17 protein-coding genes are annotated in these 20586 nt (G+C 66.4%); 6 read left to right on the forward strand and 11 right to left on the reverse strand.

Annotated elements, in window-relative coordinates; genetic code table 11:
* Positions 1-481 precede the first annotated feature (481 nt).
* From ATK36_RS09130 to ATK36_RS09155, 5 genes are all read right to left on the reverse strand, one after another.
* On the reverse strand, positions 482-865 hold the full coding sequence (locus tag ATK36_RS09130; RefSeq protein WP_342751995.1) for a GNAT family N-acetyltransferase: 384 nt from the start codon (positions 863-865) through the stop codon (positions 482-484).
* A 99-nt stretch (positions 866-964) separates the two neighbouring features.
* Entirely contained in the window at positions 965-3130 is a 2166-nt protein-coding gene (ligA, locus tag ATK36_RS09135) for an NAD-dependent DNA ligase LigA (protein WP_098510863.1), read from the reverse strand.
* Positions 3131-3141: 11 nt separating this feature from the next.
* Entirely contained in the window at positions 3142-3858 is a 717-nt protein-coding gene (locus ATK36_RS09140; RefSeq protein ID WP_098510864.1) for a hypothetical protein, read from the reverse strand.
* Between the two features lie 71 nt (positions 3859-3929).
* The gene (locus ATK36_RS09145) at positions 3930-4964 is read right to left on the reverse strand and encodes a methionine synthase (protein WP_098514745.1); all 1035 of its coding nucleotides are present in this window, start codon (positions 4962-4964) and stop codon (positions 3930-3932) included.
* 396 nt (positions 4965-5360) lie between these two features.
* Entirely contained in the window at positions 5361-5786 is a 426-nt protein-coding gene (locus ATK36_RS09155; RefSeq protein ID WP_098510866.1) for a hypothetical protein, read from the reverse strand.
* Between the two features lie 117 nt (positions 5787-5903).
* Here ATK36_RS09155 and ATK36_RS09160 point away from each other — a divergent pair, with 117 nt between their 5' ends.
* Both ATK36_RS09160 and ATK36_RS09165 read left to right on the forward strand, forming a co-directional pair.
* The gene (locus tag ATK36_RS09160) at positions 5904-6947 is read left to right on the forward strand and encodes an MBL fold metallo-hydrolase (protein WP_098510867.1); all 1044 of its coding nucleotides are present in this window, start codon (positions 5904-5906) and stop codon (positions 6945-6947) included.
* A gap of 261 nt (positions 6948-7208) precedes the next feature.
* Entirely contained in the window at positions 7209-8477 is a 1269-nt protein-coding gene (locus ATK36_RS09165) for a DUF222 domain-containing protein (RefSeq protein WP_245914535.1), read from the forward strand.
* An 11-nt stretch (positions 8478-8488) separates the two neighbouring features.
* Here ATK36_RS09165 and mnmA read toward each other — a convergent pair whose 3' ends face one another.
* Both mnmA and ATK36_RS09175 read right to left on the reverse strand, forming a co-directional pair.
* Positions 8489-9583, reverse strand: a complete 1095-nt coding sequence (mnmA, locus tag ATK36_RS09170) for a tRNA 2-thiouridine(34) synthase MnmA (RefSeq protein ID WP_098510869.1) — start codon at positions 9581-9583, stop codon at positions 8489-8491.
* Between the two features lie 3 nt (positions 9584-9586).
* Entirely contained in the window at positions 9587-10783 is a 1197-nt protein-coding gene (locus ATK36_RS09175) for a cysteine desulfurase family protein (RefSeq protein ID WP_098510870.1), read from the reverse strand.
* 401 nt (positions 10784-11184) lie between these two features.
* On the opposite strand from ATK36_RS09175, the gene ATK36_RS09185 reads away from it, so the two are divergent.
* Positions 11185-12090, forward strand: coding sequence for an NADP-dependent oxidoreductase (locus ATK36_RS09185; protein ID WP_098510871.1), 906 nt, complete (start codon positions 11185-11187; stop codon positions 12088-12090).
* 705 nt (positions 12091-12795) lie between these two features.
* Here the strand turns inward: ATK36_RS09185 and ATK36_RS09190 are convergent.
* From ATK36_RS09190 to ATK36_RS09205, 4 genes are all read right to left on the reverse strand, one after another.
* Positions 12796-13695 carry a lysophospholipid acyltransferase family protein gene (locus tag ATK36_RS09190; RefSeq protein WP_098510872.1) on the reverse strand — a complete coding sequence of 300 codons (900 nt, stop codon included), beginning with the start codon at positions 13693-13695 and terminating at the stop codon, positions 12796-12798.
* A complete protein-coding gene (locus ATK36_RS09195) occupies positions 13692-14474 on the reverse strand; it encodes a GNAT family N-acetyltransferase (RefSeq protein ID WP_098510873.1) in 783 nt (260 codons plus the stop codon). Before ATK36_RS09195 ends, ATK36_RS09190 begins: the two co-directional genes overlap by 4 nt.
* A gap of 504 nt (positions 14475-14978) precedes the next feature.
* The gene (locus tag ATK36_RS09200; protein WP_098510874.1) at positions 14979-15938 is read right to left on the reverse strand and encodes an electron transfer flavoprotein subunit alpha/FixB family protein; all 960 of its coding nucleotides are present in this window, start codon (positions 15936-15938) and stop codon (positions 14979-14981) included.
* Between the two features lie 26 nt (positions 15939-15964).
* A complete protein-coding gene (locus tag ATK36_RS09205; protein WP_098510875.1) occupies positions 15965-16750 on the reverse strand; it encodes an electron transfer flavoprotein subunit beta/FixA family protein in 786 nt (261 codons plus the stop codon).
* A gap of 241 nt (positions 16751-16991) precedes the next feature.
* On the opposite strand from ATK36_RS09205, the gene ATK36_RS09210 reads away from it, so the two are divergent.
* The 3 genes from ATK36_RS09210 to ATK36_RS09225 all read left to right on the forward strand — a co-directional run bounded on the left by ATK36_RS09210 (position 16992) and on the right by ATK36_RS09225 (position 20574).
* Positions 16992-17831 carry a DegV family protein gene (locus tag ATK36_RS09210; RefSeq protein WP_098510876.1) on the forward strand — a complete coding sequence of 280 codons (840 nt, stop codon included), beginning with the start codon at positions 16992-16994 and terminating at the stop codon, positions 17829-17831.
* 443 nt (positions 17832-18274) lie between these two features.
* Positions 18275-19048, forward strand: a complete 774-nt coding sequence (locus ATK36_RS09220; protein WP_098510877.1) for a class I SAM-dependent methyltransferase — start codon at positions 18275-18277, stop codon at positions 19046-19048.
* The gene (locus ATK36_RS09225) at positions 19045-20574 is read left to right on the forward strand and encodes a 1,4-alpha-glucan branching protein domain-containing protein (RefSeq protein ID WP_098510878.1); all 1530 of its coding nucleotides are present in this window, start codon (positions 19045-19047) and stop codon (positions 20572-20574) included. The genes ATK36_RS09220 and ATK36_RS09225 overlap by 4 nt, the downstream gene beginning before the upstream one ends.
* Positions 20575-20586 lie beyond the last annotated feature (12 nt).

A 20586-nucleotide genomic window follows, 5' to 3' on the forward strand; every position in this document is an offset into this window, starting at 1 on the left:
GATTCCGCACACCCCAACCACACAACAAGATCAACAACACATCAAAGATCCACAACGAAACCCGATCGGTGGATCCAGGCTAAGGAGGTCGAAGGCGTCGGCGATTCCTGTCCGTTCACGGACCTGGGCGGCCGGTCCGGTCCGCCGCCAACGATCGCCAGCATGCCTGGTTTCGTCTCCTGACCAAGGCCACTCACAAACGTCACGTCGATCGCTGCGTCCAGCGGTAACCGACGGGCTGGCCGGTGTCTCGCCACTTGGCGGCAACACCATACGCACAGAACCGGCACCATGCCGTCGGAACGGCCCCGAACCAAGTTCGCTGGCGAATGGCGAATCGGCACCTCGCCAGGACGAGGCGACGCGGAGAGTGTTCGAAGACAAGACTCCAACCACCGACCTGTCAGCGACAAAGAAACCAGCGGAAGCCCCACCCGCTGTTGCCAAAAAATGGCAACAAGCTGATGACCTGCGACAATTCCTACAGATCGTACTCGTCCGCGATCAGGCTGACACCGGGCTCAGGACGCCAATCCCTCCCCGGCAGCCGACTGAAGCCGATCCGCTCATACAGCCGCTGCGCCGTTCTCATCTGCGCAAGGCTGCTCAACAAGACCTTGCCGACCCCAACGCACGTCCCCGGGTCCAGCACAGCCCGGGTGAGTGCCGCACCGATCCCGCGCCCGCGAGCCTTACCCGCCACTGCCAGCATCCGGAACTCCGGCTCACCGACGTGGGAACCCTCGGCATACTCACTCCCGGCCGCACAACCGTGACCGATCCGAGCCTCCGGTCGCCGTCGTCGACGGCCACCAGTATCTCGGCATGCTCGGCTCGGCGGGCGGCATCCGCAGCAACCCCTCATGCCCAGCCTCGACGTCAAAAAGCCGTCAATCCGGTAGTCCTCTACCGTGACATCGACGATTTCCGCGAGTTCCTCCGCGCGCGCCGACCGATCCGGACTTCAGCCATCGTCCCCCTCAGTCTCCGGTTCCCCGTCCGTTCCCGTCTCGAGAGCCACCTCCGCGGCGGCATCCGGGCCGCGGTCAAGCAACACCCGGAACCCGTTCTCGTCCAAGACAGGCACTTTCAGCTGCACCGCCTTGTCGTACTTCGACCCCGGCGAGTCGCCCACGACTACGAACGCCGTCTTCTTGGACACTGACCCAGCCGCTTTGGCGCCCCGGGCCATGATGACTTCCTTGGCCTCGTCACGGGAAAAGCCATCGAGCGAGCCGGTGACGACGATCGAAAGCCCCTCCAGGTTCCGGGGTACGGAGTCGTCGCGCTCCTCCGCCATCCGGACCCCGGCGTTTCGCCATTTTTCGACGATCTCCCGGTGCCAGCCGACCTCGAACCACTCCTGGACGGCATGCGCGATCGTCGGCCCGACGCCGTCGACGTCCGCCAGCTCTTCCTCGCTCGCCTCCTCGATCCGCTGCACCGAACCGAATTCGCGGGCAAGGGCCTGCGCCGCGGTGGGACCGACGTGCCGGATCGACAGCGCGACGATCACCTTCCACAGTGGCCGGTCCTTCGCCGAATCAAGATTGGACAGCAATTTCCGCGCATTCGCCGAAAGCTCCCCCGCCTTGGTGCGGAACAACTCCACTTCGGCGAGCGAATCCTCGTCGAGGTCGAAAACGTCACCCTCGTCTGCGACGACCCGCGCATCGAGCAGCGCGACCGCGGCCTCGTACCCGAGCACTTCGATGTCGAACGCACCGCGCCCGGCCAGGTGGAACAACCGCTCCCGAAGCTGCGCGGGGCAGAACCGCGTGTTGGGGCAACGGATATCCTTGTCGCCCTCCTTCTGATAGGCGAGTTCCGTCCCGCATTCGGGGCAGCTCGTCGGCATGACGAACTCGCGCTCGTCGCCCGTCCGCGCGTCGACGACCGGGCCCAGCACCTCCGGGATCACGTCGCCGGCTTTGCGGATCACGATCCGGTCACCGATCAGCACGCCTTTGCGCTTGACCTCTTCCTGGTTGTGCAACGTCGCACGCGCAACCGTGGATCCCGCGACCTTGACCGGCTCGGTGACCGCAAACGGCGTCACCCGGCCGGTCCGCCCGACCCCGACCTGGATGTCGAGCAGGGTCGTGATCGCTTCTTCCGGCGGATACTTGTACGCGATCGCCCAGCGGGGAGCTCGCGACGTGCTGCCGAGCCGACGCTGAAGCACGACTTGGTCGACCTTGATCACCACGCCGTCGATCTCGTGCTCGGCGTCGTGCCGATGTTCACCCCAATAGGCGATGTGATCGGTGAGTTCCTTCGCGGTCCGCAGGACCCGGGTGTGCGGCGAAACAGGCAGGCCCCAGGCCGCCAGTGCGTCGTAGGCGTGCGACTGCGTGACCGGTTCGAAGCCCTCACGCTTGCCGAGCCCGTGGCAGATCAGCCGCAGCCGTCGCTGTTTGGTGATCTTGGGATCCTTCTGCCTCAACGAGCCTGCCGCCGTGTTACGCGGATTCGCATACGGTGGTTTGCCCGCCTCGACCATCCGCGCGTTCAGGTCGAGGAAATCCTCGACCCGGAAGTAGACCTCTCCCCGCACCTCCACGAGCCTGGGCACCGGGAACTCGTCGGTGCCGGTCAGCTGGTCCGGAACCTGTTCCAGGGTGCGGATGTTGAGAGTGACGTCCTCACCGATGCGGCCATCGCCGCGGGTGAGCCCGCGGGTGAGCTTGCCATCTTCGTACAGAAGGTTGATGGCCAGCCCGTCGATCTTCAGCTCGGACAGGTATTCGGTGGACCCGATCTCCTTCTCCACACGTTCGACCCAGCTGAGGAACTCGTCGTGGTCGAACACGTTGTCCAGGCTCAGCATGCGTTCTAGATGGTTGTGCGCCGTGAACTCGGTGGAGAATGTCCCGCCGACGTTCTGTGTCGGCGAATCGGGCGTGACCAGGGCCGGGTACTCATCCTCGATGGCCTGCAGATCACCGAGGAGCGCATCGAACTGGCCGTCGGAGACGATCGGCGAGTCCAGCACGTAGTACCGGAACTGGTGGCCGCGGATCTCCTCGGCAAGAGCGCCGTGGCGCTCGCGGACGTCGGCCGGCACGTCGGCCACATCCGGTGCGGTCGCCTCGGCCGTCGGGTCCTGGGGAAGGTCGGTGCTGCTCACGGGTAGTGAGCCTAGCCGGAGGTACCGACACTTTCGTCCGGTCGTTCCGGCAGCGTGCGGACCAGGTCGCGGAACTCCACCAAGCCGACGGTGCCCTCGGGCTCGGATTCGGCAGTTTCGACCCGGCGTAGCCGCTTACCGGCGACCCGCTCGCCCAACGCGGCGTCGAGCGGGAGGAACGTCAACGCGGTGCGGGCAGCCTCGTCGAGATCCGTGAATGCCGGATGATGCACGGCCACGTCGACCACACCCTCGTCGACCTGGGCGACGATCCGGACATCGGCGAGCGAGACCCGTTGCCCACCGACGTTGACGGTCACCTCTGTCGGATCGGGCACCGGCGGCACCGAATCGTGGTACTCCCAGATCGCGTCATCCTGCGGCCCGGCGGCTTTCCAGGCGTCGGTGTATGGCCGTAATTCCGGATCTTCCTGACCGCTGAGGACCAGCGCATAAATCGCCTGACGCCCGCGCTCCAGCGCGAAGTGCAACCGCGGATGCAAGGCTTCCACGAGCTGGCACAGGTCGTACTCGACTCGGTGCGGTTCCCGATCCCCGAGTGCCGCACTGACCTCCGGAAGGAGCTCATACCAGCCTTTCCAGAACGCGGCGGCGGCAGCCGTCACGTCCGATGGCACCGGCTGCACTGGCCACGGCGTGCGCGGGTCGGGCGACAGCGCGCCGGCTGTGGTCCCAGACTCCGCACGACGGCGGCGGAACAAACCCATGATCGCGAAACTCCCCCTCGTCCTTCTCCCGCCTACCACGGTACGCGCCCCGCGACCGCCGGGTCCTCGGATCACCAGCTTTCAGGCGGCTCCAGGAATGCTTTGCCCAGGTCACGACTGAGGGCGAGAGCTCGGCGCAACCACTCGTTCGTGGCACCCGCCAAGCCGCAAACTGGGGTCGGCACAGCCCGCTCAGCGAGGATGGCGCGAGTGAAGCCCAGTCGATCGACAAGGTTGAGCGCGGGCGCCGCGAGCTCCTTGAGCCCTGGCTGCGTCACCGGGTCCGTGGACGGGACAAGGCCCAGAAAGAGCGATGTGCCGCTGTCCCAGGTTTCACCGACCTCATCGAGCAGCCCCGTCGAGGCGCCGCCGAGCTGGCTGACGTCGAAGGCGATGGCGCCGGCGCCGACCGATCGCAAAAGCGCGATCGGCGGATGCGGAGCGCAACAATGGACGACGACCGGCTGACCGGTAATGCCACCGATCCGATCGATCATCACAGTGAGTAGTTCCCGGGCCTCCGGCTCAGGCACAGCCGACACGTTGCCGTATCCGGAAGGCGTCGGCAGGCCTCCCGCGAGCGCAGCCGGCAGCGATGGCTCGTCGAGCTGGACCACGATGGGCGCGCCGGTCCTGGCCGCAAGCTCTCCGACGTACTGGGCAAGTCCGTCGAGCAGCGACTCGGTGAAGTCGCGCAGTGCGCCGCGGTCAGTGAGTAGGCGATGGCCACGGGTGAGCTCGATACCGGCGCCAAGCGTCCACGGACCCGCGATCTGAGTCTTGATCACCGGCGGGGAGCCGACGGTCTCCCGAGCCTGCTGAACCGCGTCGAGATCCCATTGCTGCAGGTCAATCCCACGCCTGTGGTCATGTCCAGGCCGTCCGGCCACGCGATACCCGCTCGGGACGACCTCGACGGCGAGGTCGACAAGCAACGCGGCGGTCCGGCCGATGAGGTCCGCACCCACCCCGCGCGCCGGTAGCTCAGGCACATGTGGAAAGTCGGGCAATTCCCCGAAGACGACCGCCGCCGCCTCGACCGGATCGACCCCCGGCATCGAGCCGATCGCCGTCGCCGCACCCGCGGGCCAAGCTCGTTCAGTCACGAGCCGAATTGTCTCCGAACGGGCGATCGCCCGCCGCACCACCCCACGCGACGGTGCCTGGCCGCAATCTCGGCGATAGCCTGACATTGGCCGCATATCCCTTTGGCAGCAAAGATTTCGCGCCCTGCGAGATATCCTGAAATGCGATGACCAGTCCTGCGTCACCACCCCACGGCCCCTTAGATGACGCGGCCACCCCGACGTCGCAACAGGACGATGAACGCCGGGCGCCTCGCCACCGACCGTCGAAATACGTCTTCGCACGCACCCTCTTCACCGAGCCGGTACTGGTCGTTACGCGTGAAGCCGAGCCGCAGGCAGCGGCTGGCAGCGTGCATGGAGTCCTTGACCGCCGGGGAAACCGACTCGGCCACGTGGTGGGCATGGGCCGGGGCTTCATGCATCGAGCCGCCCGGCTGCTGCCGAGATACGCCCCACTACGTCACTCAGCGGGTCGAAAATCCAGGACGCGAACCACAGCACGGCCCTTGCCAAGGCCCCGCGAACCCGCTCCGTGGTCGCCCGCCCCGACGAAACCCCGATCGGCAAGGTCATCCTCAACGACATCGCCGACGACGCCCGGTTCACTCTCTTCGCCAACGGGGCCCCATCGCCACCGTCCACCTCGCCGGCCGCGACAGCGGGGATGCCGTCATCAGAAACACGGCGCGTCTCGAAACCGCCCGGGTCGGCCGGCCATCGACGAACGTTTCGCCAACCAACGGCAACACATACGTCGTCGAGATCCCGGAACAGCTTCCCGAACCTCTGCCCAGCATGGTTCTCGCGATCGCGCTCACCCTCGACACGACTCTCGACCACTGAACCTCCCGAACACGTGACCGGTGTCTCACGCTCGCCCGGTGGACAGCAGCCCGGACACGGCTCAATGTAGAGGATGCCAGGGACGTCGAAGTCCCGTCTGTACGGGAGGTCGCCGTGGAGCCGTTGCCCGATGGCAGCAACCCGAATTGGGCCGAGCCCGGGATCTACGAAGTAGCCGACGGCGTCTACCGGATCCCCTTGCCGCTGCCGAACGATGCGCTGCGAGCCGTGAACGTCTACGCCGTCACGGACGGCAAAGATCTCGTTCTCGTCGACGCCGGCTGGGCCCTCGACGAAGCTCGCCAGCTCCTGACCATCGCGCTGAAGGGCATCGGCGCAGAGCTCGGCGACATCCGGGAATTCCTGATCACCCACGTGCACCGCGACCACTACACCCAAGCGGTCGCCCTTCGACGCGAATTCGGCACCAAGATCGCTCTCGGCAAGCTTGAAGAGCCGTCGCTGAAGGCCTCCTCCGATCCAGACCGCTTCCCCATGCAGGCACAGATCGACCTCCTTCGCCGAAGTGGCGGCGATGAGGTCGTCGAGGGGCTCAGCCGGTTGTTCGGGTCGAGCACTCGCCCTACGGAAACTCATCTCTGGGAAGAACCGGACGAGTGGTTGTCACCTGGTCGCCGAAGCGTTCTGCCCGACCGGCGATTCGACGTCGTTCACACACCCGGGCACACCAGCGGCCATGTCGTGTTCGTCGACGGCGACGCCGGCCTCTTGTTCTCCGGCGACCACGTCCTTCCGCACATCACACCGTCTATCGGCTTCCAGCCGGTTCCCGCCGAGTTGCCGCTGAGCGACTACCTCGACTCACTCCGGCTGGTCCGCGCAATGCCGGACCAACGAATGCTCCCAGCACATGGACCTGTGACCGGCAGCGCGCACACCCGAGTCGATGAACTCCTCGAGCACCACGGTCAACGCCTCGAAGCTACGGCAGCTCAAATCGTCGTCGGCGCCGATACAGCGTTCGAGGCGGCGAGCCGGCTCAGCTGGACGCGTCGAAAGAGGAAGCTGTCCGAAATGGACGCCTTCAACCAGATGCTGGCAGTCCTCGAGACTGGCTCTCACCTTGATCTTCTTGCCTCGCAAGGAAAACTCACGACCATAGAGATCGATGGTGTTCGCCACTACCAAGCCAGGTAGCCCTGACGAAGATCGCCCACTCGATGGAACCGGTCGTCACGCGGTCCACCGCTTCTACGAACGCCTTGGTTTCGCGGTCACAACAGATTTCGAGCTATGCCTCTGATCCCATCCCCTCGGCAGTTCGCCGTCCTCCCGCGACCCACTCTCCACCTCCACAGTGCCAGAGTCACGAGCCGACTGCCAAGCGAAGTGCGCGAGAGGTCCCATCACACCCAATTTTAGCTGCCTGTGCACGCTCGAATGCGTATAGTGATGGCCATGGGCAACCCGACCTCACCGGCGAACCACGCCGCTGCACCCGATTCCTCCAACGAGACAGCCGATTTGGCGTTCCTGCTGCGCGCGATGCACTCGGACCTTGGCCTTTTTCAACGCTTGCGCCCTGAGCAGCTCATGGCAGCGCTGAAGGAGACTGGTCGCGAGATCGCACGGCTGCAGGCACTCCAGCTGCATTGCCTGGCAAGCCTGCGAAGACGAAGATCCGATACCCGTGAGCTGGCTTCCGAGCTGGCGCTCACTCTGCATGTCACGGACAACCGGGCAGGCGCCATGATTTCCGCCGCTGAAGCCCTGACAAAGCGTCTTCCACGGACCCTACGTCTCATGGACGAGGGAAAACTCGACTTCTACCGGGCAATGAAGGTCACGGACGGGACCAGCTGGATGTCCGACCACAACGCACGAATCGTCGACGTTCTGCTCGAAAATCGTTTGGAAGAAAAGAATCCGACTCAGATCCGCAAGTCGACTGCTTATGCAGCAATGAAAATCGACCCCATCGGCGCAACAAGCAGAATGGCCCAACGACGCAAGGAACGCCGGGTGATCCTGCACCACCAGGACGAAGGAACCTCGCAGCTGGCAGTCGACAACGTCTCGACGGAAAAGGCGACCGCCGCCTACCTCCGGATCGACAAGATCGCCCGCGCGCTCCGAACCGGCACCGAGAAGCGAACACTCGATCAGCTACGCGCCGATGTCGCACTCGACCTGCTGCTCAGTGGAAAGGGAGGCGTCTCCGAGAAGACCGAGGTCTACCTCTACCTCGATCTCGAGACCTACCTCGGGCTCAACGAGAACCCCGCAGAGCTGACGGGTCATGGACCGATCCCAGCGGAACTGGCGCGGCACATCGCGACCGGCCCGGACACCACGCTTCGCCGAGTGATCACGGACCCGCTCACGGGACAGGTCATCGAGGTCGGCAAATTCCGCTACAAGCCCAGCCTCGACGTCGAGGAGTTCGTTCGGGTCCGCGACCGCGAGCGTCGGCAACCAGGCTGCCCCAGGCCCGCACAAAGCTGTTTCGTCGAGCCCATCGGCTCCCATCGCCAGAACGCTGACACCGCGATGAGCTACTGCCTTCGTCACCGCCGTCTGAAGAACCGTGCAGACTGGCAGTACAAGGTCCTCGACGGCGGCAAGGTCAGCATCACGACGCCTACCGGGCAGACAGTCGAGAGCATTCCGCCGCAGGTACGCGAACCACGTCCCGAACATCCCGGAGAAGAACGCTTGGGCGCATAGTCCCGTCGCGTTCAGCGTGTGCTGGAGATCTTAGCGCTGCCCAACACAAGGTCACCGACCTCGGCGTCTCGCCGATAAAGGACAACGACCTGGCCGGGCGCCACACCACGCAACGGGTCACGCAGCTGGATGGCAACTCGACCGTCAGCGTCGGCTTCCGCCAAAGCCTCGGCGATGCCTCCATGCGCGCGCACCTGCACCGTGCATTCCGTCGGCCCGTCCAGCGCACTACCGCTGGGCCAGATTGCCCTGTCCGCCTCGATGACCTGCACACCGAGATTTGCGGACGATCCGACCTTCACATTGCCGGAAACCGGCTCGAGCGAGAGCACATACCGAGGTCGCCCGTCCGCGGCCGGCGATTCGATGCCCAGCCCCTTCCGCTGTCCGACAGTAAAGCCATGCACGCCCGTGTGATGCCCGAGCACCGCACCCGTCTCTGCGTCAATGAGGTCGCCTGGCCGCTGACCCAACCGCTTCTCCAAGAACTTCTTGGTGTCGCCATCAGGGATGAAGCAGATGTCGTGGCTGTCCGGCTTCCTTGCCACCGACAGGCCACGCTGCTCGGCCTCGTCACGAACTTCCGACTTCCATGAATCACCCAGCGGGAACATTGCGTGGCGAAGCTGCTCCGGCGTCAGGGAGGCGAGGACATAGGACTGGTCCTTGCCTTCGTCAGCGCTCCGGCGAAGCTCCAATGCGCCGCCGACAGTGGCCAGCCTGGCGTAGTGGCCAGTGGCCACGGCGTCGAATCCGAGAGCCATCGCCTTTTCGAGCAACGCTTCGAATTTGATCTTCTCATTGCAGGTCACACACGGGTTCGGCGTGCGCCCAGCCGCATACTCGCCGACGAAGGTCTCGACAACCTCCTCGGTAAATCGCTCCGCGAAATCCCAAATATAGAAGGGGATCCCGAGGACATCGGCGGCTCGGCGAGCGTCGTGCGAGTCCTCGATCGTGCAGCAACCGCGGGATCCCGTCCGCAGGGTGCCAGGCTGAGCGGAGAGCGCCAGGTGCACCCCAACGACGTCGTGCCCGGCATCGACAGCCCGTGCGGCGGCGACTGCCGAATCGACTCCGCCGCTCATGGCAGCCAGTACGCGCATCTCTTACACCTCCTGCTTCTGAGTTTGCTTGCGCATGCCCGCGAGGCCCGCTTGACGGGCTCTGGTGACGACACCGCCGATTTCACGGGCAAGCGTCTTGACGTCGTCCAATGTGGACGTGTGGCCGAGCGAGAATCGAAGTGAGCCACGAGCAGCGGCGGCGTCCGCGCCCATCGCCAACAAGACGTGGCTCGGTTGTGCGACACCGGCCGTGCATGCCGAGCCGGTGGAGCATTCGACTCCCTTGGCGTCCAGGAGCATCAGGAGGCTGTCTCCTGCGCAGCCGGGAAAAGTGAAGTGCGCGTGGCTGGGCAGGCGTTCACCATTGCGCCCATTCAGGATTGCGTCCGGGACTTCGCGCAGAACGGCTTCGACCAGTCCGTCTCGGAGCTGCTCAACGCGGGCGGCATACTCAGGGCGAGTGCTGACGCTCTCGTGGACGGCCGCCGCGAAGCCGACAATCGCGGGCACATCGAGTGTGCCGGAGCGAACGCTGCGCTCCTGGCCACCGCCGTGCAGAACCGGGACACAGGGGGTGTCGCGGTCGAGCAAGAGCGCACCGACGCCGTATGGACCGCCCAGTTTGTGGCCGGTCAAGGTGAGAGCGGCGGCACCGCTGGCGGCGAAATCGACCGGAATCGCGCCGACAGCCTGGACCGCGTCCGTGTGGAGGGGGATTTCGTACTCGTTGCAGACCGTGGCGAGAGCGGCGATCGGGTTGATCGTGCCGACTTCGTTGTTCGCCCACATCACCGTGGCCACGGCGACGGTTTCGGGGTGTGCGCCGATCGCGGCGCGAAGGGTTTCCGGGGCAACTCGGCCCTGGTCGTCCACCTCGAGCCAGGTGATCTCGGCGTTGGAGTTCTGCTCCAGCCACTCGACAGTGTCGAGAACCGCGTGGTGCTCGACCGTGCTGCAGAGGATGCGGCGCCGGGCCGGGTCTTCGGCGTTGCGTGCCCAGTAGATGCCCTTGACTGCGAGGTTGTCACTCTCCGTGCCGCCGGCGGTGAAGATGACCTCGGAGGGCCTGGCTCCGACGGCGGCCGCGATCACCTCGCGCGACTCCTCGACCGAGCGGCGAGCGCGGCGGCCCGAGGAATGCAACGCCGAGGCGTTGCCAACGGTGGGCAAAGCCTCGGTCATCGCCGCCACGGCTGCGGGCAGCATCGGAGTCGTCGCCGCATGGTCAAGGTAGGTCATCGCCCTATCAGGGTAGACCGCTGCATGCGGTGACGGAGCCCACCCCGGCAGGTGGAGTGGCTCGTCACACGCGCGTCGGCCACCTGCTCGTGAGGCGGACACCGGTGAGCGCCAGGAGGACGAGGACCACGCTGAGCAGCCCCATCGCCGGGGACGGCTGAACAGCGGACGCGATCGCCGCCAGCAAGACTTCGCCGAGGCTGATGAGCAGGGCGGATCCGCCCCAGTCAGGATCTGGATTCGTCCATGCGTCCCATAGGTCGCGACAACGGCGGGGTGTCCTGCTCGTCCGGGCTAGTGACCGCTACTCGTCCGGGTAGTTCGGAATGCGCGGCTCGGCGTCTGGCTTTGAATGAGTACGTGCGGAGGCCGTCCTAGAACGAAGGAGAGAGCGAACCGACATGCGAGCCATCACTTTTGCTGAGTACGGCGGGCCGGAAGTCCTGCAACTGTCCGAAGTCCCGATGCCGGAACCCGGTCCCGGCCAGGTGCGCGTAGCCGTCCGGCGGGCGGGAGTCAATCCGCTCGACTGGAAGATCCGCAGCGGCGCGATGGCGAACGGTGCGGCGCTGGAAAGCCCTCAGATCCCGGGCGTGGAACTCGCGGGAGTCGTCGACGCGGTCGGCGACGACGCAGAGTTCAGCATCGGTGACGAAGTTTTCGGATGGTCAAATGCGGGCTCATACGCGGAATTCGTAGTGCCCATGACCATAGCCCGCAAGCCGGCGGACCTCTCGTGGGACGACGCAGCGGCGTTGCCGGTCGCCGGCGAAACGTCGTTGCGCGTGCTTCGACTGCTCGGGGTCAAAGCAGGTGACCTGCTGCTCATCCACGGGGCGAGCGGCGCCGTCGGGCGTTTCGCGACGCAGGTGGCTGTCAAGAACGGCGTGACGGTGATCGGCACTGCAGGGCAGCACAACCTCGACGAGGTCAAGTCGCTCGGCGCGATCCCGGTCCGATACGGAGACGGCTGGCCGGACCGGGTCCGTGAGGCGGCATCCGGCCGCTCGGTCGACGCGGTGTTCGACACTGCGGGCCACGGCGTACTGCCGGATTCGATCGAGCTTCTCGGGTCAACCGAGCGAGTGGTGACGATCGCCGATCCGGCTGCATTCGAGCTGGGCGTGCCGTTCTCCTCCGGTGGTGCCACGGATCTTGCGGAGGCCCTGAACGAAATCCTTGGTTATATGCGGGGTGGGCTGCAGATTGCGCACGGGGCCAGCTATCCACTCGAGGAAGCGGCGGCGGCTCAGGAAGAGAGCCAGAACGGGCATCCAGGTGGGAAGTTGACGATCGTCGTTTCTTGACCGGCTGCGGTCGGTGGCCGCTGGAGTACTGGCATCACGCCGACTCCGGTTGGCGCTTGCGTAGTTCAGGCCGGCCGCGGGACCTCGGAGTTGAGTAGGTCGTTTGATCGTGTTGAGACCGGGTCTCTCCCGGCTGTCGCCGTTTGATGGCGACGGTCGGAAGGCAGTCTGGTGGCCGTCCGGGCCAAGATCTGCGCGGGCGGGTAGGTGCCGAGATCGGTGTCGCCGTTCAGCGGCAACGTGCTGTGGGAACAGGTCCCGAAGATTGGTACTCGTGGCGGACAGGTTGGGCAAAGCGGGCGTTGCCGTGCAGCGATGCCAGCTGGTCGAGCGATGTTGAGACGCGTGTCTGACGGGTACGATCGCTGCTGGATATTTCGATGCGGAGCAGGGCAGCACCCGTCTTGCCGTTCGACGGCAACAACCGGGCCAGCGCGGTTCCGGAGGTTGCTTGGGCCGTTGCCGCTCGGTGGCGAAACTCCGGCGGGTTGCCGCGCTGACGAAAATCGCCGATTGCCGATCAGTGACGAGAGCAGGGTCGTGGTCGGTGGTCGCCGTGGGATGGCGACAACCGAGGAACCAAGGAGGGTGCTCGAATCGCCGCTCAATGGCGACTGCGACCCAGGAAAGTGAGGTGCACCTGCGTCTCGCCGTTGAGAGGCAACAGCTGGCTGAGTCAGCCGGGGCGTGCGGAAGTGTCGCCGTTCAATGGCCAGAGTTGCGTGCGACTACGGCATCGTCCGCCATGGGGGTGCGGGTCGTCCAGCGGCGGCGTTGCGACGGAATCCGGACTGTGCCGAGGGCCGAGTGCACGGAAGCCTCAGCAAGGGCAGCCAAGGTGCTGCGATCTTCGGCTCGTCCTGGGGCGATTTCCGGGCACACGTGCGCCTCCAGGACCAGGCCGCGCAGGGCGGCGACCCGGCGCAGGGACGCGATGAGCGATTCCGGGCCGATGAAAGCCGGCTGGCTGGTTTCGCGGCCGTCGGCCAGGCGGTAGCGCAGGGCGATCGGGCGGACCGGGACGCCGCCGTCGATGGCGGCCTGGAACGTCGCCGTGGTGAAGCGGCCGGAGGCAAGGCCGCACCAAGTGGTGCCCTCAGGGGTGACATTCACGAGCGAGCCGGAGCGGAGGGCGTCCGACAGTTCCCCGACCGTGCCCGGCAGGGTGCGCAGGTGGTCGCGGTCCAGGAAGATGCTGCCGCCGCGGCGGACCAGAGTGCCCAGGACCGGCCATGTAGCGATCTCGATCTTCGCGAGGGCACGCATCGGGCGCAGGGAGTTGATCGCGACGATGTCGAGCCACGAGATGTGGTTGTTGACGACGAGCGCGCCACGGCCGGCCGGTGCGGTCAGAAAATCGGCGCCGCCCTGCACGATCAGTCGGATGCCGAATGCCCGGAGCACGGACCGGAAGATCGTACGGACCAATCGTTCCCGGCCTTTGCCGCGGAGAACAAGCAGCATGGGAGTACATAGCAAGGCTGCGAAGACTGCGGAACCGGCTGCAGAGTAACGCAGGATCCGGCGGGGCAAGCCCACCGTTGGAGCGCCTGTGGTCAGGCACTCGTCGCCGCAGGGAGACATAGGCATCCAGGCGTGACTCATGCCTGCGCTCCGAGGAAGAATTTCAGGTAGCGCTCGTCGACCTGGTGCAGATCGAGCAGGACGAAGAAGTCTGCGACGCCGAAGTCGGCGTCCAGCGCCGGCGGGCCATACGCCTTCGCCCCGAGCCGGACGTAACCCTTGATCAGCGGCGGGAGGACAGCGCGCTCAGGGCGGGCGATCCCATCGGAGGCCCAGGGGTGCAGCGGCGAAACCCGACGTGATTCATCGGCGTAGTGCTTGCTGCGCAGGACATCCCACACCCCGGCGGCATAGCTGCCCCCGTCGTTCAGCGGGACCGACGCGCAGCCCGCGAGGTAGCGGTGGCCGGAGAGCAGCATGTACCGCGCGATCCCCGCCCAGACGAGGCTCACTACGGCGCCGCTGCGGTGCTCCGGGTGCACGCAGGACCGTCCGGTCTCGACCAGTGACGGGCGCAGGTCGGCGAGTGCGGACAGGTCGAATTCGCTGTCCGAGTAGAGCTTTCCGGCCGTGGCGGCGCGGTCCGGCGGCAGCATCCGGTAGCAGCCGACGATCTCGCCGGTCTTGTCGTCGCGGACGACCAGGTGGTCGCAGAACTCGTCGAAATAGTCGACGTCCGAGCCGGGCTGCAGGGAATTGAGCTGCGCCCCCATCTCCTCGGCGAACACCCGGTGCCGCAGCTTCTGGGCGGCGAGCACTTCTTCGTTACCGTGTGCGACCAGAAGCGAATACCTCGGCGCGTCCGCGGGGAGGTCGACACCCGCCTGATCAGTGCTGACGAGGAGCTGTGACGACGTCATGGTCAAGGTGTACCCCCCACGGAGAAACCGCGGAGAGTGCCAATCGATGACCGATCAGTGCACGTTGAGTTAATTGCCGGTTCTCAGGCTTCTCTCAGGCTTTGGGTGATCCGGCACGGCGGCGGCCTCGGCCCGTGTCCACTTCGGCGACACCCCGGAAGCACCTCGTGGTCATTTCGCGGCAACTCCGGACCTGGCGGCGGCTCCGGAAACCTGGGCCAGGCCAGCTCCGTGGCCGCCGCCCCGAAGAAGCCGAAAGCACCTCACAAGCAAGCCTTGGCCGTCTGGCGGCGACACCGAGTCGTCTCCCGGCTTCGCAGAGCCCCCTTCTGACGTCACAGGAAACACCTAGCCGAGGACTGCCAACGTGCGGCAAGTTCGGCGCAAACCACGACCGCAGAACACCGTCCGGCCATTGGCGTGGCCATCCAGTGCCTCGATGAAGAACCCCGGAAACACCGAAGGCCGCCGCGTACGCACGCGGCGGCCTTCAGCGCGGAAACGTCAGCCCTTGCGCTGGTCGACTGCCTCGGTCAGCTGCGGCGCGACGTTGAACAGGTCGCCCACCACGCCGAAGTCGGCGATCTCGAAGATCGGCGCCTCGGCGTCCTTGTTGACCGCGATGATCGTCTTCGAGGTCTGCATGCCAGCCCGGTGCTGGATCGCGCCAGAAATACCGAGCGCGATGTACAGCTGCGGCGACACCGTCTTACCGGTCTGCCCCACCTGGAACTGCGCCGGGTAGTAGCCGGAGTCGACCGCGGCGCGCGAGGCACCGACGGCCGCGCCGAGCGAGTCGGCCAGCTTCTCCACGACGTCGAACTTCTCCGCCGAGCCCACACCACGGCCACCGGAGACGACGATCGACGCTTCGGTCAGCTCCGGCCGATCCCCGCCGACCACCGGCTCGACGCCGGTGACCTTGGCCGACTTGGCCGGATCCTGCGCCGGAATCTCGACGACCTCCTCGGCCGCGGCGCCTTCGGCGGCTTCGGCCTCGACCGCGCCCGGACGGACCGAAACGACCGGCGCGCCTTTGGCGGCCTTCGACTTCACGGAGAACGCCCCGCCGAAGATCGACTGGTCCACGGTGCCGTCGGAGTTCACCCCGACCGCGTCGTAGAGCAGACCGGACCCGAGGCGGAACGCGACGCGCGCGGCCACCTCCTTGCCCTCGGCGCTGGCGGCGACGAGCACCGCGGCCGGGGAGACCTGCTCGGCGAGCTTCGTCAGTACGTCGACCTTCGGGGTCACCAGGTAGCCGGTCGCATCGTCGCCCTCGGCGACGTACACCTTGGCCGCGCCGTGGCCCGCGAGCGCCTCCTTGGCCTTCGCCCCGGCGCCGGTCGGGCCGACGACCACGGCGGAGGGCTCGCCCAGCGCGCGGGCGGCGGTCAGCAGCTCGAGCGTGACCTTCTTGACATCACCGTCGACGTGGTCGACGAGGACGAGTACTTCAGCCATTTCGGAATCCTCCTCGAAACCGTGTCTCAGATGAGCTTCTGCGCTACCAGGTACTCGGCGACCTTGCTGCCGCCGTCACCCTCGTCCTCGACCTTCTCGCCCGCGGTGCGCGGCGGCTTCGGGGACGACTCGACGACCGTGGACCACGCGTTGCCGAGGCCGACCTCGCCCGCGTCGATGCCCAGGTCGGCGATGGTCAGCGTCTCGACCGGCTTCTTCTTCGCAGCCATGATGCCCTTGAACGACGGGTACCGCGGCTCGTTGATCTTCTCGCTGACGCTCACCAGCGCCGGCAGGTTCGCCTCGAGGTGGGTGATGCCGTCCTCGGTCTCACGGTCGGCCTTCACGCTGGTGCCCTCGACGGTCAGCGCACGCACATAGGTCAGCTGCGGCAGGCCGAGCACCTCGGCCAGGATCGCGGGCACCGCGGCGCCCCGTCCGTCGGACGCCTCATTGCCGGCGATGATGAGGTCGTAGCCTTCGACCTTGCCGACGGCGGCGGCGAGCACCTTCGCGGTGGCGATCGCGTCGGAACCGTGCAGCGCCTCGTCGGAGACGTGAATGGCCTTGTCGGCGCCCATCGAGAGGGCCTTGCGGATGGCGTCGGTCGCACGGTCCGGGCCGACCGAGATCACGGTGACCTCGCCCTCGCCGGCTTCCTTGATCTTCAGCGCTTCCTCTACGGCCTTCTCGTTGATCTCGTCGAGCACGGCGTCGGCGGATTCGCGGTCAAGCGTGTGGTCGGAACCGGAGAGCTTCCGCTCCGAGTAGGTGTCCGGTACCTGCTTGACCAGGACAACGATGTTCGTCATGGGTCTTCTTCGACCTCCCGGTAGGGGCCGGCTCTCGGCCGCGGGACAGTGCTCTACTGGCCGGTAGATTAGGGCCATTCCGGCGCCAGGACTCGCCGAGGTGACGGCATTCACCTGGAAGAGCAATCTTCTAGGACCATCGTCCCAGTAGTCGTGCATTTGCCCCGCCCGGTCGAAGATCGCCCGATCGGGGGATTAGTCCCTACTCCCGGTAAGTCATGAGGCACTAACCTCCGGCAGCATGTCCGCGCACATCGCCGTAGTCACCGACTCGACCTCGTGCCTGCCCGAGAACCTCGCCACGCAGTGGGGGATCGGTGTCGTACAAGTCCAGCTGCACGTCGGGGACCAGACGGACGACGAGCACCGTTTCGATCGGAACGGGCTCGTCGAGGCCATGAGGACCGGTACCCCGGTGTCGACGTCCCCACCCGATCCCGGTGCCTTCTTCTGGACCTACCAGGACGCAGTCGCCGCCGGTGCCTCCGCCGTGGTCAGCCTGCACATTTCCGGCCGCCTGTCGGACACCGTGCTGGCAGCTCGCGAAGCGGCACAGCAGATCCGGGTCCCGGTGCACATCCTCGACAGCGGAACGTCCAGTATGAGCCTGGGTTTCGCCGTGGTGTCCGCCGCCCGCGTGGCCGGCGCGGGTGGGCAGCTCGCCCGGGTACTCGACGCTGCGGAACGACGTGTTCGCGGGTCCACCGAACTGATCTACGTCGACACCCTCGAGTACTTACGGCGATCAGGACGGATAGGTGCCGCCCAGTCGCTACTGGGCAGCGCATTCTCAATCAAGCCGTTGCTCACCGTCCGCAACGGCGAGGTGAGCCCGCTCGCCCGGGTCCCCGGTGCCAGGCGGGCGCTGGGCCGGCTCGTCGACCTCGCCGCGAACGCCGCCGGAGACCAGCAGGTCGACCTCGCCGTGACGCGTTTCGGCTCGGACGAACGCGAGGTCGTACGACGGTTGAAGGAACGAATTCCGAACATCGGCGATCTCCTGGTAGGCGACGCGAGCACCGTGATCGGCGCGCACATCGGCCCCGGCGCGCTGAGCATCACTGTGTCGCCGGTGAACTGACCACGGCCGGCGTCCCGGCAGCATCAGCGTCACGAGAGGGACCACGACTGCGAGCGTCACGTTCTGCAGAACCTGGTCGGTCGGCGGGCAGTGCACCTGAGGTAATAGCCGATGTGCGGCATGGAGAACAGCAGCGCCACGCCGAAACCATCGTGCGACGGCTGTGGTGCCGATCACGGCTCCGCCGAGCAGGACCGTCACGAGCGCAAGACTCAAGCCCCCGAAGTCGCGGATCAGATGTTCGTCGAACGGCCAATCCCGGATGCCCAGCCGCTCCGGAAGCCGGGAAAGTCCAGGTAGTACCCCATCGGTGCGGCCGTCGCCCAGATCCCTTGCGCCAACTCGACAAGACCGAGCGGCACCAGCAAGACGCGCGTGATTGTCCGTTGCATGCGGCGGGAACGAGGCGAACGAGCCGGATGTGACGCGCTAGGGTCGCGCAGGTGACCCACGCAGCCACCCGAGCCGAGGCACTGCACCTCACCGGCGAACGGACCGTCCCGGGCATCCCGGAGGAGACCTATTGGTTCCGCCGCCACGAAGCCGCCTACCTCGCCCTGCTGCCACTCTGCGCCGGCGCGACGGTGCTGGAAGCAGGCTGCGGCGAGGGATACGGCGCAGGACTCATCGCCCGGCACGCGCGCCGGGTGCTGGCGCTGGACTACGACGTGCCGACCACCGAACATGTCGCGCGCCGCTACCCCGACGTCACCGTGGCCCGCGCGAACCTCGCGTACCTCCCGGTGACGGACCGCGCGGTCGACATCGTCGCGAACTTCCAGGTCATCGAGCACCTCTGGGACCAGGGCGGCTTCCTCGCGGAATGCCACCGCGTTCTGCGGCCGGGCGGGAAACTGCTGGTCACGACCCCGAATCGGCTCACCTTCACGCCGGACAGCGACACTCCGCTCAATCCGTTCCACACTCGCGAGCTAGCACCGTCCGAATTGGACGGCCTACTGCGCACCGCCGGCTTCGATGTGGAGACATTGCACGGCCTTCATCACGCAGAAAGCCTACGTGCGGTGGAAAAGCGACACGGAGGTTCGATTATCGACGCCCAGCTGGCGGTCGTAATGGGCTCGCTGCCGGGGCAAGCCACGTGGCCTGCGAAGCTGCTCGCGGATGTCGCTGCGATTCGTGCGGAGGATTTCGCGGTGCACGACAGGAATCTCGACGCCAGTCTCGATCTTGTGGCCGTGGCGGTGCGCCTGTGAGCGTCCGGCAACCCGAGTACGAAGGCACGTTCTGTCTGGTCCTGCACAGTCACCTGCCATGGCTGCCGCACCACGGTAGCTGGCCGGTCGGCGAGGAATGGCTCTACCAGGCGTGGACCCATTCGTACCTGCCGGTCGTCGATCTGCTGCGCCGTTTCGCCGATGAGGGGCGCCGCAATGTGCTGACCCTCGGCATGACGCCAGTGCTCGCCGCCCAGCTGGACGATCCTTATGCGATCCGGGCGTGTCACGACTGGCTGGGCCACTGGCAATTGCGCGCCCACCACGCGTCGACGCTCTGGCACGGCGACCCGCTCCTGCGTGCGCTGGCCGCGGCCGAGCACCAAACCGCCGCGCGTGCCACGGAAGAGCTGGAAGCCCGCTGGCGACATGGCTTTTCCCCGATTCTCCGCTCGCTTGTGGACAGTTCCACGATCGAACTGCTCGGCGGTCCGCTGGCCCATCCGTTCCAGCCGCTGCTCGACGGACGCGTGCGGCAGTTCGCGTTGCAGGCGGGGCTGTCGGACACGGCGTTGCGCCTGGGCCGGGCGCCGGCGGGCATCTGGGCTCCGGAATGCGGTTACGCACCGGGTCTCGAACGGGACTATCACGACGCCGGTGTCCAGCGGTTCCTTGTCGACGGCCCGTCCCTGCACGGTGATACGTCGGCCGCGCACCCGGTCGGCGAGTCGGACGTGATCTGCTTCGGCCGCGATCTCGAGGTGACATACCGGGTGTGGTCACCAAAAGCCGGTTACCCGGGGCATTCGGCGTACCGGGATTTCCACACGTGGGCACATGAAGTCGGGCTCAAGGCCGCGCGAGTGACCGGCAAGAGCGTGGAGCCGCAGGACAAAGCGCCGTACGACCCGGCGCTGGCCGCGGACGTGTTGGGCTTGCATGTCAAGGATTTCGTGGAAACGGTCGTCGCGCGGCTGCGTTCACTCCGCCAGCGGAATGACCGGCCGGCGCTGGTCGTGGCTGCTTACGATACTGAGCTTTTCGGGCATTGGTGGCACGAAGGACCCGCTTGGCTGGAGGGAATTCTGCGTGCCTTGCCCGAAGCGGGCGTGCGGGTAACCACGCTGCAGGGCGCGCTGGAGGCCGGGCACGTCGGAGCGCCGGTGAACCTGCCGGCGTCGTCATGGGGGTCGGGGAAGGACTGGCGGGTCTGGGACGGTGAGCAGGTCGCGGACATGGTGCAGGACAACACTGCGCTGCAGGCCCGGCTGCTCGATCTCGTAGACCGGAGCGAGGGGACCGCTCGCGACACGGTTGTCGACCAGGCGGTGACGGAGGCGATGCTGGCCTTGTCCAGCGACTGGGCATTCATGGTCACCAAGGACTCCGCCGCCGACTACGCACGCCGGCGCGCCCGCGTGCACACCGAACGTTTCGACGCATTGTCCGCCCTGCTCCACCGCGGCGACCGGACCCGCGCGCGCACCCTCGCCGACGAATACCGCCGGGCCGACAGCCCGTTCGGCCATTTGGACGCACGCGGCCTGCGTCGTCCGTCAGTGTGACTATTCTGGAAG

Origin of the sequence: Amycolatopsis sulphurea (assembly GCF_002564045.1) — a bacterium.
In the GTDB taxonomy this organism is placed as follows: Bacteria; Actinomycetota; Actinomycetes; order Mycobacteriales; family Pseudonocardiaceae; genus Amycolatopsis; species Amycolatopsis sulphurea.